18 protein-coding genes and 4 tRNA genes are annotated in these 17,587 nt (G+C 46.9%); 16 read left to right on the top strand and 6 right to left on the bottom strand.

Annotation, left to right across the window (positions count from 1 at the left end):
- Positions 1-448: 448 nt before the first annotated feature.
- From CALK_RS04155 to CALK_RS12785, 3 genes are all read right to left on the bottom strand, one after another.
- Positions 449-3,265, bottom strand: coding sequence for a hypothetical protein (locus tag CALK_RS04155; protein ID WP_022636408.1), 2,817 nt, complete (start codon positions 3,263-3,265; stop codon positions 449-451).
- Between the two features lie 95 nt (positions 3,266-3,360).
- The gene (locus CALK_RS04160; protein ID WP_022636409.1) at positions 3,361-4,041 is read right to left on the bottom strand and encodes a PilZ domain-containing protein; all 681 of its coding nucleotides are present in this window, start codon (positions 4,039-4,041) and stop codon (positions 3,361-3,363) included.
- A gap of 156 nt (positions 4,042-4,197) precedes the next feature.
- Positions 4,198-4,374: a hypothetical protein gene (locus CALK_RS12785; protein ID WP_022636410.1), complete on the bottom strand. Its 177-nt coding sequence runs from the start codon at positions 4,372-4,374 to the stop codon at positions 4,198-4,200.
- Between the two features lie 74 nt (positions 4,375-4,448).
- On the opposite strand from CALK_RS12785, the gene CALK_RS13000 reads away from it, so the two are divergent.
- From CALK_RS13000 to CALK_RS04185, 6 genes are all read left to right on the top strand, one after another.
- Complete coding sequence (locus CALK_RS13000) at positions 4,449-4,712, top strand: hypothetical protein (protein WP_022636411.1); 264 nt, start codon at positions 4,449-4,451, stop codon at positions 4,710-4,712.
- A complete protein-coding gene (locus CALK_RS13405) occupies positions 4,709-4,879 on the top strand; it encodes a GNAT family protein (RefSeq protein ID WP_022636412.1) in 171 nt (56 codons plus the stop codon). The genes CALK_RS13000 and CALK_RS13405 overlap by 4 nt, the downstream gene beginning before the upstream one ends.
- 12 nt (positions 4,880-4,891) lie before the next feature.
- The gene (locus CALK_RS04170) at positions 4,892-5,569 is read left to right on the top strand and encodes a hypothetical protein (RefSeq protein WP_022636413.1); all 678 of its coding nucleotides are present in this window, start codon (positions 4,892-4,894) and stop codon (positions 5,567-5,569) included.
- A 108-nt stretch (positions 5,570-5,677) separates the two neighbouring features.
- Complete coding sequence (locus CALK_RS04175; protein ID WP_022636414.1) at positions 5,678-6,907, top strand: beta-ketoacyl-[acyl-carrier-protein] synthase family protein; 1,230 nt, start codon at positions 5,678-5,680, stop codon at positions 6,905-6,907.
- 14 nt (positions 6,908-6,921) lie between these two features.
- A complete protein-coding gene (locus tag CALK_RS04180) occupies positions 6,922-8,097 on the top strand; it encodes a beta-ketoacyl synthase N-terminal-like domain-containing protein (protein WP_022636415.1) in 1,176 nt (391 codons plus the stop codon).
- 22 nt (positions 8,098-8,119) lie between these two features.
- Positions 8,120-8,377 (top strand): acyl carrier protein, encoded by a 258-nt coding sequence (locus tag CALK_RS04185; RefSeq protein WP_022636416.1) that lies wholly within the window; start codon positions 8,120-8,122, stop codon positions 8,375-8,377.
- A gap of 53 nt (positions 8,378-8,430) precedes the next feature.
- On the opposite strand, the gene CALK_RS04190 is transcribed toward CALK_RS04185, so the two are convergent.
- Positions 8,431-8,634 (bottom strand): SlyX family protein, encoded by a 204-nt coding sequence (locus CALK_RS04190; protein WP_022636417.1) that lies wholly within the window; start codon positions 8,632-8,634, stop codon positions 8,431-8,433.
- 57 nt (positions 8,635-8,691) lie between these two features.
- Here CALK_RS04190 and murJ point away from each other — a divergent pair, with 57 nt between their 5' ends.
- From murJ to CALK_RS04235, 9 genes are all read left to right on the top strand, one after another.
- Positions 8,692-10,242, top strand: a complete 1,551-nt coding sequence (gene murJ, locus CALK_RS04195) for a murein biosynthesis integral membrane protein MurJ (protein ID WP_022636418.1) — start codon at positions 8,692-8,694, stop codon at positions 10,240-10,242.
- Positions 10,243-10,289: 47 nt separating this feature from the next.
- Positions 10,290-10,613: a hypothetical protein gene (locus CALK_RS04200; RefSeq protein ID WP_022636419.1), complete on the top strand. Its 324-nt coding sequence runs from the start codon at positions 10,290-10,292 to the stop codon at positions 10,611-10,613.
- Positions 10,614-10,616: 3 nt separating this feature from the next.
- The gene (locus tag CALK_RS04205; protein WP_022636420.1) at positions 10,617-11,414 is read left to right on the top strand and encodes a prepilin peptidase; all 798 of its coding nucleotides are present in this window, start codon (positions 10,617-10,619) and stop codon (positions 11,412-11,414) included.
- A gap of 80 nt (positions 11,415-11,494) precedes the next feature.
- On the top strand, positions 11,495-12,922 hold the full coding sequence (gatB, locus tag CALK_RS04210; protein ID WP_420806139.1) for an Asp-tRNA(Asn)/Glu-tRNA(Gln) amidotransferase subunit GatB: 1,428 nt from the start codon (positions 11,495-11,497) through the stop codon (positions 12,920-12,922).
- Positions 12,922-13,170: a hypothetical protein gene (locus CALK_RS04215; RefSeq protein WP_022636422.1), complete on the top strand. Its 249-nt coding sequence runs from the start codon at positions 12,922-12,924 to the stop codon at positions 13,168-13,170. Before gatB ends, CALK_RS04215 begins: the two co-directional genes overlap by 1 nt.
- A gap of 56 nt (positions 13,171-13,226) precedes the next feature.
- A tRNA-Gly gene (locus CALK_RS04220) sits at positions 13,227-13,302 on the top strand.
- Positions 13,303-13,322: 20 nt separating this feature from the next.
- Positions 13,323-13,399: transfer RNA gene (locus tag CALK_RS04225), tRNA-Met, on the top strand.
- A 5-nt stretch (positions 13,400-13,404) separates the two neighbouring features.
- Positions 13,405-13,480, top strand: a tRNA-Gly gene (locus CALK_RS04230).
- A 7-nt stretch (positions 13,481-13,487) separates the two neighbouring features.
- Positions 13,488-13,562: transfer RNA gene (locus CALK_RS04235), tRNA-Cys, on the top strand.
- A gap of 155 nt (positions 13,563-13,717) precedes the next feature.
- Here CALK_RS04235 and glmS read toward each other — a convergent pair.
- Positions 13,718-15,523, bottom strand: coding sequence for a glutamine--fructose-6-phosphate transaminase (isomerizing) (gene glmS / locus CALK_RS04240; protein ID WP_022636423.1), 1,806 nt, complete (start codon positions 15,521-15,523; stop codon positions 13,718-13,720).
- Between the two features lie 787 nt (positions 15,524-16,310).
- Between glmS and CALK_RS04250 the strand changes: the two genes are divergently transcribed.
- Positions 16,311-16,919: a hypothetical protein gene (locus CALK_RS04250; protein WP_022636424.1), complete on the top strand. Its 609-nt coding sequence runs from the start codon at positions 16,311-16,313 to the stop codon at positions 16,917-16,919.
- A gap of 3 nt (positions 16,920-16,922) precedes the next feature.
- Here the strand turns inward: CALK_RS04250 and CALK_RS12525 are convergent, their stop codons facing one another.
- On the bottom strand, positions 16,923-17,564 hold the full coding sequence (locus tag CALK_RS12525; RefSeq protein WP_022636425.1) for a SagB/ThcOx family dehydrogenase: 642 nt from the start codon (positions 17,562-17,564) through the stop codon (positions 16,923-16,925).
- Positions 17,565-17,587: the final 23 nt, after the last annotated feature.

The raw sequence follows: 17,587 nt of genomic DNA on the forward strand, positions 1-17,587 counted from the left end.
GTGACCCGTGCCTGAAATGACATGGTGTGTACCCAGTCTGTTTTTTCTGCATAGTTGCTGAGCCAAAATCCTTGAACGCGTGTGCGTTTTCCCAGAGCAATGTGGGAGGTAAGGTGTATACGGTGATTATGCCCGCCATGATAATTCCTGCCGAAGGGTGAGGGAGGTTTTTCCTGCATATCTAGGTACGCTCGGGTATAACTGAGTTGGGTGTGATTCTGGAGGCTGGGGGAAAGGCGTATCCCCGCTTCCATACTGGCAAAAGAGCCCGTTTCATTGCCGGTTGATATAGCGCCTGCACTTTCCGTGAAAAAGAGGGTAAGTGCATCGCGTAAAAGAAACTCCTGCGTAAGATCTCCATATCCTTCTCTCAGACGTTCTCTTTGAGAAAAACGGACACGTTTTTCAAAAGCAGCGGGCAGTTTTATCCCTATCGCGAAGCGTGGGGTCAGCTCTTTTTTGTTTCTGCCTTTGGACGAATGCTGTGAAGCGTATCTCCTCGGGACGCGCGATGGGACATGGTATTTGAAAGGCGGTGCTGTGCCTTGGCTGCATGGCGATACCAATAGGTTTCACCGTGTAACTCTGTGAAGGTATAGAGCACGGAGTCAACATTTTGAGACAGGGTGGCGTAGCCGGGGAGGCGGGTTTTGGAAACTCCCTGAGTAGTATCGTGCATGTCTTCATGTATGGAAAAATTGAGGGACCATCCGTAGGAATGATCAGCGGTTCCCGATGAATAGGCTACATCCCACAAGAAGGCATTTGAAATGACCGGGGAATCGTCGTCACTCCACAGGGTTATTTCCCGTGCAAGGTAATCGCCGTACTCATCGGGAACGAATTGCCCCGTAAGGCTGTCTCTACTATGCGTTCCGGTACCTTTCGGTACGGGGGTATATTCCCAATTTTTCTCACGGGAACTCTCAGACCTGGTTGTATACTGGATATAAGATGAGAGCCGGTTATTGAGACGGTGTTGTCGGTCGGTTATGGAAAGGAGTACACTTTTTTGGTCTTGGTCCCCCTCGGTTCGTACGGTGTACGTACCGTGATACGCGATATGGTGGTTGGGTGATATATCGTGAGCAAGTTCTTGCTCCAGAGAGGTGAGGGAAAAACTATCACGGGCTGTACGGTGTGTTTCGCCCCCGCGTCGTTGCGTGTGGCGGTTGAGGCTTGTTTTTACTCGTAGTGGACTTCGTAGTTTTGTGGTAAGACGCGCTTCTAGCTCGCCATAATTGTTTTCCGGTTCGGGGGTTGTTCTCCACCGCTCCTCAGCAGAGAAGAGTAGTTGAAGGTTTTGCCGATCCATTTCGGCAGAAAAGGCTTGCTGTCTGAGGGTTTCTTCTCGCATTTCATTGCGCTGTACAGCGTAGGAAGTCTGGAGTATGGGGTGAGTACGCAGGGCTATTTCTCCGCCATAGCGATTCCCCAGTTTTTCCACAGTGCTGTGTATTTGTCCACCTGAAAGGGTGAGGAAGAGACGTTGCGCGTAGGAAAGCGAGAGGTCTTGTTGCCACAGAAAGAGGCTGAGGCTATTGTCTTGGGAAATATCCCACTGACGTGCCAGGTCGTGATAATTTACCATTTGCGTACGATCAAAAAGAGAATCAAAGGCGGTCAGGTGACTTTCAACAGTAGTTATCCACAGGTTATCAACATCTGTTGATAACTGAAGGGATGTGGATATACCTCCCGTAGAATGTGGGCTGAGAGCCTCATTAAAGGTGTTGGGATTTCGTAGTTCTCCCATCATATGTGACTGTATTCCTATCTGCTCATGAGGTGTATATTTTATCCGTGCGGCGCCGGTTGCGGTTTGCTTTGGAAGGATCGCATCCATTTCAGCAGAGTAGCGCCCTCCTTCTCCTACATAGAGATAGATATCTTCAAGAAAGGGAGTTTTTGCGGTATAGGATTCAAGGCGTGCAAGAAAAAGAGAGTCATATGAAGAGAATTTCTCCGGTGAAGTGGGGTCGTAGGGAAGATAGGTCCCTTCGGGGTCGGGAGAGAATTGTACCGTATATATGGGTACATTGGTGGTGCGTGCCTCCTCAGGAGGTTTCCAGAAATAGTTCCGAGTTTCCTCATGACGTTTATAGAGCCGATATCGTGACAGCATTTGCGGTATTTCATCGCGAGGTACTTCTCTGCCGGAGAGAATCCGCGGTGACTCCCCTGTACTTTTGGCAAGACGATCCTGTTCCTCCGGGCTATACTCCATGGTGCTGCGAGAAGGGGTATCTCCGAATATATGTAGCATTGCTTCCGTAATAAGGGTTGAGTCGGGGGCTGCAAGGGTAGAATGAATACCCGTAGTTGCCTTGTCATACACACTATTTTGGTAAGAGTATTGAACTTGAATCAGGTGTGTTTCGCGAATTGCTTTTCGATTGGTAAAGTGAATGGAGCTTTCTCCATAATCAACATAGTAATGTCCTGTGTCACGTCCTTCTGAAAGGGGTACGCCGTTAATAGATACGTCTACACTTCCTGGCACAAGATATAAGGGGCCTACATGTTCTCCGTCAAGACGATAGATGCCCCCCTGTATACCTGTTTTCCCTTGAAAATACTGTGTTGCCCGTTGGACCGTGGTAAGCCCACCATAGATTGTTGTGTACCCGTGTTCATAGGTGAGTGTTCCCCCAATACCGGTTGGATACAGTGGGTCTTGTCGAAACGAAGGGGGGGGGGTAATCTCTATGTCTCCGGCAAAGACTTCCCAGCGAGGGTTTTCCACATGGATAAAGATGCGGTCAAGCTCTCCAATGGCACGGGTTCCTCCCTCAAGAGATGAATTTTTATCTACAATAGAGCCGGAGATTTTTGTACTGTCAGTAATTGATCCCGCAAGGGTAATAGTAAGATCTTGCTCAATAGTACTGCGTCCCTGTCCTACTGCCAGGGTAATACCGGAACTTCCTTCTATGCGAATCGATTCAGAGTCCTGTGCTGCACGAGGAGAAGCGCGAGTAGTAAGATCGTGGGCGGCACTATCTTTTCCATGGTCGGTATATCGCATGTACATACGCCGGATATCGGGGTAGAGGCGTGTGTAGGAGATGTACAGGGTTGTTTTTTGGCGGAGGGGAGATTCAAAATAGAGGGCGTTCTGTCCATGGGCGTAGGTCCATGCGGGCAGTAAGAGTGAGTCCTGCGTTTCTATGGTAATGGTTTCCGAGTTGATATGGTAGGGAGAAAGAAAGAGCGGGCCGCGCGTTCCTGCATCCACAGTGATAGTATCCCGGTGTGTTTCCATGGTAGTACCGGCACGCACCACAAAACAGAAAAAAAACAGAGTGAGAATGGTGACGTGTATCGGGGGAGGATGAAAAATAGCTCCTCCTGACGCCCTTAGAGTAAATCCATGAGCTCATCCTGCTGGCTGTCAAGGATGGAGTCAACACGGGTACTGATGCCCGGTGCAGTAGACTCTATTTCTCCCCACTCTACTTTGCGAATAATACGTAACTCGATGGGGGTTTTCAGGGAGAGTTCGTTTATTACGATAAAAACCCGCTGATTCTCCTTCCAGTTTCGTGAGGACGTGATAATAAAGAATCCGGTATCAGAAATATTCAGGGTGGTCGTTTTTTCCTGCACGCCCGTAAAATCGCGAGTGTCAGAAAGGGTTACATTGAGATTAATCTCTTTTCGTTGGGATGTACGCATGATTCGAGGATCAAAAAGACGAGCTTCTTTTTCTATGAAATCTTCCACTGTTTCTACATCATCGCGGTGATGCATGAGATTAATCTGTCCCGAATCGGTATTCCATTTTACTCGTGCAAAGGGATAGATTTTTTCCATCTCCTTCAAGATTGTTTTTTCATGGGGATCCATTTTTACAAACGTAGAAATATCAACCAAAACGCCATTGATGGGCAGGATTTGGGGAATGTTTTCTATTTCATGGCCCGAAGAAATAACGTAGTGACGAATATTGAGATTTGTAAAGTGGGTTTTGTATGCTTGAGCTCCCGCACTTTTACACACAATCATTATATTAATATCGTTGCGATCTATTTTTCTCATAACTGCCTTTAGGTAGTTTCTTTTCGTAAGAATATACGTTTTTTAAGGAAAAAAAGCACCCTTTTGTTGTTTAAAAATAAAAAGAAGGGTGGGGAACCCTTCTTTTTACCTACTGAACGGGGAGGTTCAGTATTCAGTTTTCACGGGGAAAAGGTACTACGCTAAATCTGTATAGAGGGCATGGGTTGAATTGTCCGGTGTATTAAACCAAAAGTACATTTGTCCGTTCTCTATGGTAAAACACTCCAAGAGATTTTGTGTTCCTCCACAGGGAAAAATATTTTCATATCGATCCCGTGCTTTTCGAATAAGTTCATTTTTAATTTTGTCCATGGCGACCTCCGTGTCAAGCCTTTATTCTTTTGTCGGAATGTATATTTGGAAAGTTTAAGGTTTTGTGAAAAAATATGAAATATTCTGTAGCAGCACCACCACATATTTCTGCAATTGCAACGTTGGAGAAAGAAAATTTTCCAACGCCGTGGACGTACTCACAATATAGAGATCATTGTGAGAGTGGCGGTGATATGATTGTTGCCCTTGAAAAGAACGTGCTATGTGGCTATGGCGCCTTACGGCGGTGTGGCCCTGAGTGGGAACTTTACAAACTTGCCGTGGTGAAAAAAAACGAAACCAGGGAATTGGACGTGGACTTCTCCGGTTTGCTATGATACACTTTGGGTTTCAGGCACCACGGGATGCTCTATTTCTTGAAGTACGACGTTCTAATGCTGCACGTTCCTTTTATGAAACTGTTGGATTTCGGCGTGTGGGAGAACGAAAAAACTATTATTCGGATGGGGAAGATTGTATTTTATATCAGTACGGTGGGATATAAAGAGGGGGTTCAGTGTCTACACTGGAATTTAAGGAAAAAGTGTGTGCTGTGTGCGGTACCCGGGGTAATTTTCCTCAAATGGCGAATGTGTCAATTGAGGTTCCCGTAGGAATCGACGGACATCCGGGAGAAGCAGACGCCCTTTCTGTGTCAGTAAATTATTGTACTCACTGTGGCTATGCCACTGAAGATATTGCTACGGCCTTGCCAGGCACCGAGCAGATTGTGTATTCCCCAGCCTATCAAAAACTTGTGCAGGAAAGTACGTACACAGAGTCTGTTCTCAAATTTATAGCAGCATCCTTACTCGCATACAAACAAGGGGACATTGCCCTTGCAATTACCATGCTTATTCGTGGTGTTTGGGTTGCAGAAAGCTATCATGTACCGTCAGAACGTATCTCTCGTATTCGGCGTAAGGCCATAGACCTTATGCTCATTTGTCGCAGTAAGGGTGACTCCTTTGAAATGACTGTATGGCAGGAGGCATATATGATTGTCGAATTTCTTCGCCGTGAAGGGGAGTTTGATGATGCCTTGGAGATTTGCCGTGCGGCTCTTTCACATCATGAGGTTACGGGGGAAGTGCGATACATGCTTCTTTTTGAGGAAGCCTGTTGTGTCGCCCATGACAGCAGTTTTAAGGTCCTCGATGATTTTCAAAAATTTAAGGCTTCGCACTCATCCTGATACGCCACGTGCTTTTAGTCGTTTCTAGGTGCATCTTATCGATTTTCTGTTTTCTCAATCGGTTTCACAGTGCATTTTAGGGCTGAAACAATTAGAAAGAGGATGTGTATGAACCGCCGAGTAGTTGTGACCGGACTTGGAGTTGTAACTCCTATCGGAACAGGCCGGGAGGCATTTTGGGAGGCTGCTGTTAAAGGAACAAACGGTGTTCTTCCTATTACGAGCTTTGATACAACGGAATTTCGTACTAAAACAGGTGGAGAAGTGCGTGATTTTACTGCCACGGATCATCTTCCTGCTTCAGCTGTTACACGAATGGGCCGTGCCAGTCAATTTGCCATTGCTGCAGCGCAGATGGCTTTGGATGAGGCGGGACTTTCTCCCGAAACTATCGATCCATTTCGCATCGGTGTTTCCATGGGAACAACCATGGGAGAGCCACAAATTATAGAAAAATGTGTCGAACTTTTGTGTGCGGCTGACACCCATCATGATATTCCTCAAGGGTTTGCTCCTCAGTATCCTGCCAATGTTATTCAAGCACATATGAGTTCATATTTTAATCTTCGTGGGGCTTCAACCATGATTCCCACAGCATGTGCGGCGGGAAATCATGCTATTGGGTACGCCTATGATCAAATTCGCACGGGATCCCTTGACTATGTGTTTGCCGGGGGGAGCGACCCCTTTGCAAAGGTTGCGTTTACGGGGTTTAACCGTCTTTTGGCAACGACCTCAGATGTGTGCCGCCCCTTTGATAAAGAACGCAATGGTATGGCTGTTTCAGAGGGGGCTGGAGTCCTGGTTCTGGAAAGTCTTAGCTCTGCACTTGAGCGGGGTGCACCTATTTACGGTGAAGTACTTGGCTATGGCCTTGGATGCGATGCCCACGACATGACGATTCCCCATCCGGAGGGTGAGGGCGGAATTCGTGCACTCTCACGGGCTGTAGAAAATAGTGGCGTGGCGAAAGAAGAGGTTGATCTTATTTGCGCTCACGGTACCGGTACACCCGCGAATGATTCGGCTGAAACACGGGTCTCTAAGCACGTGTTTGGCGAGCTAGCTCAGAATATTCCCATGATTTCCTTAAAATCGATGCTGGGACACACCATGGGAGCAGCATCGGCCATTGAAGCTGCTGCTTGTTGTATGATGCTACAACGAAAGAAGATTCTTCCAACGATTAACTATGCAACAGCTGATCCTGATTGTGATCTTGACTACGTTCCCAACACAGCTCGAGATGCAGACCTGCGCGTTATTATCTCCAATGCGTATGCCTTTGGGGGCAACACCTCAGCCATTGTCTTGAAACAGTATACAGAGGGGGCATAAATGAAAAACGTATTGTGATTACCGGCGTCAATGCCCTCACTTCTCTCGGTCTTGATTTTAAATCGTTTACCGAAAATTTGCCCAAACCACCGAAATATTCCATGGTGAACACCTTTGAGGAGCACGCCTTTGGTAGTGATACTCCTGCGTGCAAAGTTCCCTTTGATACAACTGTGGCAAAAAAAATATTGGGACGCAAGGGGTTACGAACAAAAGATCGGGCTACGCAACTCCTTTTTGCCGCCATGGAAGAACCTTTTCAAGACGATCTTGCGCAAACAGAAGAGGATGATCGTCCCGGCTTAATGGTGGGGACTGCCTTTGGAAGTATTGAGAGTGTCGGTAACTTTATTACCGTCGGTGAACGTACCGGGCCTGGTTCGGTTAATCCCCGGCTTTTTGCAAATACGGTTATTAATTCAGCCACGGGTAATGCCAATATTCGGTATGGTTTGAAAAATCATAGCGGCGTTATGTCCACGGGGTTTAACTCTGGCCTTGATGCCCTTATTTGGAGTTGTAACTACATACATAATGAGTACCTTTCCGCAGTGTTTGCTGTGGGACTGGAAGAGTTATCTATCTATACTCTGTTTGGTATGGACCGGGAGGGGTGTCTTTCCAAAAGTGGTACGGCCTCGCCCATGAGCACCTCTGCGGATGGGCTTGTTCCGGGAGAAGGGTGTGGTATTCTTCTTCTTGAAGAGGCAGGTCGTGCATCACAGCGCGGTGCCGCAGTACTGGGTGAGATTGTCGGCTATTGTGCCGCCTTTGAGCCACAAGGGTGGGGCGGTTCCGGTGAATCCATGGTGTATGCCATGGAAGAGGCGCTTCGTATGGCGGGACTTACCGCTAAGGATATTGACTTTGTTGTTTCTGATGCAAATGGGGTTGCCCATGGTGATGCGGCAAAGATGGACACTCTTGCCCGCGTATTTACCGATACGACCCCCGTTACCTCCTATCGTGGACAGCTGGGAGAATCGTACGGTGCGGCTGGTGCCTTGGATGTTTGCGGTATTATTGCTGATATGCAACAAAAGCGGGTTTCTCCCGTGCACCATGAGACGCCACATTCTGGGTGTAACGTGGTGACCCAGGAGCTTGCTTTAGAGAGTTCTTATGCCATGGCGGTTTCCTATTCTGTGGAAGGCCATTGTAGTGCAGTTATTGTAAAAAAACGATCGTAATACTTATAGTAAGGAGTGGTAAATGCCTTCTCATGATGAAATTAAAGATGCAATTCGTGAACTGATTGTGGAAATTGCCGAGGATATGGATATTGATGAGTCTGAGGTACAGGATGATTCTCATCTTGTGGATGACCTTGAACTTGATTCCATGGCACTCTTGGAAGTACTTGCTGGCATGGAAAAAGAGTTTGGTGTGAAGATTCCTGAAAGCGATTTCCCCAAGCTGATTTCCATCGACAAATGTACTGAAACCGTTGAGGAATATTTGGAAAAATAACAGCTTTGATGCGGTGCGCACTCATAAGACCGGCTTACTCAGCCGGTCTTTTTTTAGTAATGGGGGGGCGGCGGTTCTTCTGAAATATGCCCCACTGAAGTAGTATCGTTATTTTTTACCTTTTCTTGAAGCTGCCGGAGGCACTCCTGGAGTAGCTGTATCTCTTCTTCCTGACGAAAAAGGGTCTTGTTTACTTCATCAAGGTGGTGTTCAAGAAAGGCTATTTTTGTTTCTACATTGATTATCTGTTGATCCATAGGTCTTCCTTTGGGATAAATGTATTTTCCAATATACTATCTGTAGAGAGGGTGGGAATGAATAAAAATGTGAAAAAAGGCGTTGCCGCTGCGGTTGTTCTCATGTTTCTGTCCAACGTGCTTAGCCGCGTTATCGGGTTTGTACGGACACAGATACAAGCCGGTTTTATTGGGACTGATCATATCGCTGATGCCTATGCGCTTTCGTTTCTCTTACCTGATACACTCAATTACATCTTAGCCGGCGGTTGTCTTACTGTTACCTTTATCCCGCTCTACCAATCCTTAGAAAAAAGGTCACCCCGTGAGGCCCATGAGTTTGTGTCAAACCTGTTAAACGTGGGCACGGTGATCTTTCTCTTTTCTATTGTCTTGGGCTATCTTATTACACCGGCATTCATTGCATTTGTGGGAGGACAGGAACTTCATGGAGAGTCGCAAGACCTTGCCGTATCGCTGACCCGCTTGGTACTGCCGGCACAACTTTTTTTCTTCTGGGGAGCCGTTATAAAGGGCATACAATTTTCACGGCAGTCGTTCTTATATCCCGCTCTTACGCCGCTGATCTACAACGTGGGTATAATTATTTGTGGTGTTGCCTTGTTTGAATCCCATGGTGTAGCCGGGTTTTCTGTGGGGGTATTGGTGGGGGCTTTCCTCGGTAATGTGGTATTCCAGCTTCCCGGTATGCAGTGCTGTGCAGTGCAGTGGTATCCACGGTTTTCATTCCGTGACCCCCATCTTCGCCATTGGGGTCTTAAGACGCTTCCCCTTATTATTGGGGTTGGGTTTACCTATTCCAACATGGTGTTAATTCGTTTTTTCGGTGCACGAAGCAGCGATGGTATTGGATCGGTTAGTGCCTTAGACTACTCCTATAGATTGTTCATGGTGCTGGTTGCGCTCTTGGGGCAATCTATCGCTTCAGGGATGTATCCCTTTATTACAGAAATGGCCATGGAAAATAGACGAAAAGATATTGAGGAGACCCTTTTTCCTCTCATTGTACAAATTGGAGTTATCCTGTGGAGTATTACGTGGATACTCCCCTTTGTCAGCTATGACCTCATTGCCCTGTTGTTTGAACGCCGTGCATTCACAGCCCACTCTACTCTGATTACCTCACGCGCCCTTACGGCGTATGCACCGGGGCTCTTTTTCTTCACAGCGGTTTTTTTGTTTAACCGGTTGTATTATGCATTTGAAAAAACCCTGACCCCCACCATCATCACAACAATTTCTCTCGTACTGGTGCTTCCCCTCTTTTTTATTTTGAGTCAGACCTGGGGCGTTGTGGGCGTGGCCTTTCCATCGGCACTGTTTTCAGCCCTTATTTTCATTCTTCTTTCAGGATACTGGAAGAAGCTCTTCCCTGATTCAAAGGTCCACTTCCTCTGGCTTCGTCTAGTGGGGGTAATTGCTCTCTCTTCTCCCGGGGCACTTATGGCTTTAGGTATTTCACGTTTCCCCATTGTCGATCAGGCACCTCCAGCGGTCCGCATTTTTGTGGTCGGGGGTATGCCCTTCTTTCTCCTTCTCTCGCTCTTTAATTACCTTGGTTTTATTTCCGCACGGGATCTGCTAAATAAAATTCGGAGGAGGAAGTAACTCTGTATTATATTACTGGATATATTCTTTGGAAAGGTTGTTTCTCTATGAAGATGATTTTATTTTGTGTATCTGTGGTAGCTCTTCTTATTGGGTGTGCTTCGCGTCAACGCCCACTTCCTTCACGACAGGAGATGGAAGAGTATATGGCGACCCATGACATTAATTCCATTGATTCTACTAGCTTGTACGATGGTGAGTACAACGTGGGAATGAGTCGTGATGTCCTCATTTTTATGCTCGGTGAGCCCTCGGAAGTGACCCATGTTCGTGAACCCTGGGCAACCCAAGAGCATTTGTACTACGACCGCGGGGACGATGTCCTTTTTATGCTTGAAGATGACGTTGTTGTGGGAATTCAGCGGAACTGATCTATGGAATATTCACCGATATATATGGGGCTTGCCTTCTTTGGAGCAGGCCTGCTTTTCGGATCTTTTTTTAATGTCCTCATTCATCGTATGCCTCTCGGGCTTTCTATTATCTCACCGCGATCCCGCTGTCCCCGCTGTGAAAATACGCTGAGTTGGTATGACAATATTCCTGTTGTGAGCTACCTATATCTGCGAGGAAAATGCCGTTTCTGCGCAGCTCCCATCTCTCAGGAATATCCTGCAGTTGAGCTGGCGACGGGAATATTCTCCACGATGCTCTATTATTTTCTCTTTCGGCATACAATACAGGAGCAACACGTTGCGGTGTTCTTTCTGCAGTATGCGACACTGGTATTGCTGATCCCCATCTCTCTTATTGATATGCATCATTATATTATTCCTGACTCCTTTACCCTTGGAGGGCTTGTTTTGGCCATGCTTCTCAGTTTTGTACCGGGAGGGCTTTCTCCTGTTGAAGCGTTCCTCGGCGCGATATGCGGGGGAGGAATTCTTCTCTTCTTTGCCCTCACCGGAAAAAAATTTCTTGGACGTGAAGCCATGGGCGGGGGTGATGTAAAAATGCTTGCATGGTTTGGCGCTGTGTGGGGAGCACCCATAGCGGCAGGAACTATCTTTTTGGGTGCCCTGGTGGGGTTGGTTTTTTCGGTTGTTTTTATGATACGGGGAGAGGACGGGGCAAACACGCCCATACCCTTTGGCCCGGCCTTATATCTTGGTCTTTGTATCTCCCTACTGTGGGGGGAGCCCTTGTGGTATGCGTATATGTCGCTCTTTTAAGGGATGAGATTGTTTGATTTTCCCTGTGGCTGTATGTGAGGCGTAACATATATTTTGAGTAAATGATTAATCAGGTAGGAGTGATTTTGCAGTACGAAGTAGTTATAGGGCTGGAAGTTCACGCGCAGTTAAAGACCAATACAAAGATATTTTGCGGATGTGCCACATCCTTTGGTGATGCGGCAAATAGTCATGGTTGTCCTGTGTGTCTCGGATTACCCGGGGCGTTACCGGTTATGAATAAGGCAGCTCGTGATATGGCTGTTCTTGCAGGAAAGGCAACCCATTGCTCGATTCGTGAGCACTCCATTTTTGCTCGAAAGAACTATTTCTATGCAGATCTTCCCAAGGGGTATCAAATCTCCCAGTATGAAGAACCAATTTGCGAAGGGGGCTATCTGGATATCTCCCTTCCTTCTGGTCCAAAGCGACTTGGAATTACCCGGATTCATTTGGAAGAAGATGCGGGAAAGCTCATTCACGATAAAGATGTGGACTCTCTTTTTGACGTAAATCGATGTGGAACACCTCTCATAGAAATTGTGAGCGAACCCGATATGCGCTCATCCCGCGAAGCATACTTATATTTGGTGCAATTGAAGAAAATATTGGAGTATCTTGATATTTGCGATTGCAATATGGAGGAGGGAAGCTTCCGTTGCGATGCCAATATTTCCTTACGTCCTCAGGGGCAGAAGGAGCTTGGAACAAAGACAGAGCTGAAAAATATGAACTCCTTTCGCAATGTAGAAAAAGCAATTGAATATGAAATAGCACGGCAAAAAGATATTCTCATACGGGGTGGTGAGGTGGTACAGCAGACGTTGCTTTGGGATGCTGCACAGAAGATTACAAAGACCATGCGGACAAAGGAAGATGCACACGACTATCGCTATTTTCCAGACCCCGATTTGGCGCCAGTGGTGATTACCGCTGAAGAGATTGCAGAGATTGAGAAATCCCTTCCAGAGCTTCCCCGGGAAAAAGAGAGTCGATTTGCCCGAGAATATGAGTTGGACGAAGATGCCGTACAGGTATTAACCGAATCAATTTCCCTTGCCGACTATTTTGAAGAGGTTGTCTCTCAGACACAGGATATTAAAAAATCTGCCGGATGGATAATGAGTGAGATTTTACGTCTTCGGAAAGAGCGGGGAGTCCCCCTCGAAGAGCTCCATGTTACTCCCACCGTGCTCGCGGATATTATTATGATGGTGCGAGATGGAAAGATTTCTGCCTCGGCGGGAAAACGGGTGCTCAATGAAGTAGAAGAGTCGGGGGAGTCCCCCGCAGCAGTGGTTGATCGCCTCGGGCTGGTGCAGATATCAGACTCTTCCGAACTTGCAGGGATTGTTGATACCATTTTTGCCGAAAACCCCCGCGAGGTAGAACGCTTGCAAGCAGGGGAGAAGAAGTTGATTTCTTTCTTCATGGGACAGGTTATGAAAGCAACTCGTGGAAAGGCAAACCCCGGTGAGGTAACCAAAATTATTTCGGCGAAACTCTAATGAAAGTTGCCATTCTTTCACTGGTGTGTATCGTTCTTCTCTCGGCGGAAGATACCATTCCAGAGGAGCTCATCTTTTCCATAGATAGTATGTACGCTGAAGCATATTTTGGTGATTCCCGTGACTTTCGTACGGATGTCCCCCATGAATCAAGCCCTTCACACCGTTCACATGTGTTGAGCGGTGTGTTTTTTATGCTCTTTGTTGGTGGTGCTGTTGGGCTTGCACAAAATAATAATCCTGATTAATCGTAATTCCCTTTGACTTCCCACACACAAAGAATTATATTTATGCCGACTTTGAAGCGAGAGTAGCTCAGTTGGTAGAGCACCACCTTGCCAAGGTGGCTGTCGCGAGTTCGAACCTCGTCTCTCGCTCCAGCTTATTTTCTTTGATATATCGCGGGATGGAGCAGCCAGGTAGCTCGTCGGGCTCATAACCCGAAGGTCGGAGGTTCGATTCCTCCTCCCGCTACCATATATGCGAGAGTAGCTCAGTTGGTAGAGCACCACCTTGCCAAGGTGGCTGTCGCGAGTTCGAACCTCGTCTCTCGCTCCATATTTCAGGCGGCATAGCCAAGTGGTAAGGCAGAGGTCTGCAAAACCTCCATTCTCCAGTTCGAATCTGGATGCCGCCTCCAACTTTTACAAACAAATACCATATCAATCAGAATTATTACCGTGTTATAAACGTACCCCGATACATCGTAGTACTCCCCCTTGTGGCAAGACAAGGTTGGGCGAATACGGTATAAACGGGAGCGTGCCAGAGGTCCCTAGTGGTTTTTTCCATTGCTTACTCCACGGTGACGCTTTTTGCCAAGTTTCGTGGCATGTCAACATCATTCCCGAGACGGATTGCAATCTCCAGGGAAAGAAGCTGTAGCACCACCATCATTTCAAAAAATTCACACATAGGGTGTTCTGTATGTTTTGTGTAGATGAGGTCGTCGGCGAGGGAAAAAGGCTCCGGAGTAATTGCACAGATGGTTGCATCCCGGGCACTCAGCTCTTCAACATTGCTTCGATTTTTTTCATAGAGGGTGGTTTTGGGCATGAGACAGATGGTAAAGAGTTCACTGTCTACAAGGGCAATGGGCCCATGCTTCATCTCTCCCGAAGGGTATCCTTCGGCATGAAGATAGGATATTTCTTTTAATTTTAAAGCCCCTTCCAGGGCAAGGGGATAGAAAATGTCTCGTCCGATGAAAAAGAATCCGTGCCCATGGAGATACCGTTTTGAAAGGCGTTGAATTCGTTCATGGGTTTCGGTGGAAACCTGTGTAGCCGTTGGAATCTTTCGCAGAGCGCGGATATTTTCGGCATATTCAGTACTGGTCATAGTTTCTTTTCCCATTTCCAATGCGAGCATCCAGAGTACTAGCATTTGCGTGGCAAAAGCCTTGGTACTTGCGACCCCCTTTTCTATGCCGGCTCGGGTAAGGAGAGTGGTGTCGGCTGTGCGGACGATGGATGAATTGTCCACATTGCAAATGGCAAGGGTTTTGGCCGTGCTGCGTTTTGCCCTCTTCAATGCTTCTAGGGTATCAGCTGTCTCACCGCTTTGTGATATTACAATAAAGAGAGTGCCCTCTTGGATATAGGGCTTTTTGTAACGAAACTCACTGGCAATTTCCACAGAGGTGCTCACCTGAGCTAAACGTTCAAATAGATAGGCTGCACTAAGGGCGGCATGGTAGCTTGTTCCACAGGCACAAAAGGTGATATGGCTGATATGGGACAGAAAAGAAGGGGTGATCTCTTCAAAGAAAATATCTTTCTCTCGAAGGCGTCCCAGCATGGCATTACTTAAGACACTACTTTGCTCATAGATCTCTTTCTCCATGAAAAAACGGTAGCCTTCTTTTTGTGCATAGAGCGTATTACGTTGTAAGGGCACCATGGGGGGAAGGATCTGTTTTCCCTGCACAAAGATCTCCAGGGCGCCTTTGTAAACTCGGCCATACTGTCCATCTTCAAGGTAGGTGACGGTGTGGGCTTTTCCGATAAGGGCTGCGTCAGATGAGCCGATGTAGACGTGGTTTTGTGCATCGGTACCGAGTATCAAGGGAGAGCCCTCTTTGGCAAAAAAGATATGATTCGGTGAAGCCTTGGTAATAAGGAGAATTGCATAGGCGCCCTGAAGATCGCCAATCGTTTTCTCAAAGGCACAAAAGGGATCAGTATGTATTTCGTTGTAGTATTCAAAGAGATGGACGATTACTTCTGTATCTGTTTGGCTGAGAAATGAAACACCCTTCTTTTGAAGCCTCCCTTTAAGCTCTTGGTAGTTTTCTATAATACCGTTGTGTACCACGAAGCTGTATTTTCCCAGATGGGGGTGAGCATTTATCTCATTTGGTTTCCCATGGGTTGCCCAGCGTGTATGCCCAATGCCTATGCCAAAGGAGGCACTCGTAAATTCAGCAGTTTTGGCTTCGAGATATGATAGCTTTCCCGCTGCTTTAAAATGATGAATGCCCGCCTGATCCATAAGGGCAATTCCTGCGGAATCATATCCGCGATATTCAAGTTCCCGCAATCCACTCAAAAGGATCTCTTTTTTTTCGCCTTCTCCCACATACCCAACAATTCCACACATGGTACACTCCTTAACGCGTCGTATGGATGGAGTATACCATGAAGGTTCCTGTTCTTCAAGAATACGGTGAGTAAAAAAAGGGGAACCAGAATGGTTCCCCTTTTATGAATGTACACATACTATCGCTTTTTATGGCGGTTCATTCTGCTACGTTTTTTTCTCTTATGTTTAGAGATTTTTTTCTTTCTGTGCTTCTTCACACTTGCCATATACATGCCCCTTATACATCATGGTTCAAAATTTTATTCGGTTAAATATATATTTAATGACGGCAGAGATGGTGAAAAGATTTTATACTTTACCAGAGTTCCATTCTTTCATTTTTATTCATTGTGGGAGGCGGTGTGGCATACTCCATTCTCTTGAAAAAACTACTCGAAGGCGATTTGCTTGATATTCTTGCCCGAAAGATATCGACAAAGAGAAACACCTCCTATGGACGTTGTCGTGAAGAGCTTTTGCAGGGCGATTTTCCCTATGCAGAGGATGTTTCCTGGGAGACAGTGGTACGTACGGCTACGGCATTGCACAGTGTGGATATTCCCTTTCGAATTATAAAAATGGTGGATGGTAAAACGTCTGAGGTGCTGTGGAGTCCCACGGAAAAACATGGTGAAACAAACCGTTCTGCCCCGGATCATACCTCCATTCTTCATCCCATAGAAGTGGCACAAAATGAACACACGAGACGGTCCACCACGGCACCGCGAAGCTATACCCGTGAAAGTATTGGGCTGATACTTTTTCTCCTTCTTCTTGCCGGGGGTATCTGGCTGATCCAGTTTTTTTGGATGATTCCTCTACTCAAGCACCGACTCCGTCACCGCATACTCCTCGTGCTGTATCGTCTTTGGCTGAAGATGGCTTTTCTTCAGAGGAGCTCCCCCAAGACTATGCTGATGCACAACGTATGCAGGATGAAGCTCGAGAAATGTGCGGAAGGCATGGTTCGCAGGCAACGCGGCTCTATTTGGCTGCACTCTCATTTAATAAACATAATATTGATGCGTGGTATGGATTATTGCACTGTTATGAGCAGCATGGTATGCATGAAGAAGCTGTCCGGACGCGCCAGACCATGCGGGAGATTTTTGGAGAAGATGTATTTGACATGGAAGAGATTTTTTCTGACTATGGTGATGTGGAATATCTTGATGTTTCCGGGGATGCACCGCGCGTGACCTATTATTCTCAAAAAGGGACGGAAGAAGATATTCTGCGCGAAGTTCATGGCCTTTCCAGACGTCTCAGAAGTACAGTGTCCGGGAGATCTCTCACGGTGTATGCTCTTACGGGGGCGGATCGGTCGGGGTATCTTCTCACAGTACCCCTAGAGGAATTTCCCGAGGATTTTCGCGCCTTTCAACGCGAGGTTACTGTAACTGCCGTGGAGTAAGTATTAACGCTCTCTACCGATAGAGATAATATAGAGAGGGACTTCCTCATCGGGGTGATACAGGAGTGGTCGAAGAGCCTCTTCTGTGAAAGCACCCACGGGTACTCCGGACAGGCCAAGATCTGTTGCTTGCAGAAGCATATTCTGTGCTGCGTGACCACACTCCATATAGATGTACTGCATACCGCGACTTCCGTAGCGATTGGTGGTGCGTTGGGGTATTGCAGAGAATAGAAAGGTTGCCCCCGCTTCGGCAATGAAATCTTGCCCCAAGGCTGCCTGAGAAAGCATTTCTCGTGAATCTTCTGAGGAGATTTTTTTGAGGTGGTGCTCCGTGGGAACATAGAGAAACACCCCTTCTTCGGTAAATACATAGAGAGAGAGCGGGTAGGTTGCCCCAGCCGAAGGGGCTGTGCGAAACCCATGGGTGTCCTCTGTTATGCCTTGTCCAGCAAAGAGTATCCGGGATATTTCTTCTTCGGAGAGCGCGGTGTTTGTAAAGGTACGATGAGATCTTCGTTTCCGTATGGTTTGTTCGAGAGCGCTTTCAGCTGTAGAGTCTCTGGTTGGTAAGGCTTGTGTAGGGTACGTTGCCTGTATGAAGAATACAAAAAAAAGAATAAAAATTGTCGTTTGTTTCAGCATGGTTCGGGCCTCACGGGACACAG

Source organism: Chitinivibrio alkaliphilus ACht1 (assembly GCF_000474745.1).
Lineage (GTDB): Bacteria > Fibrobacterota > Chitinivibrionia > Chitinivibrionales > Chitinivibrionaceae > Chitinivibrio > Chitinivibrio alkaliphilus.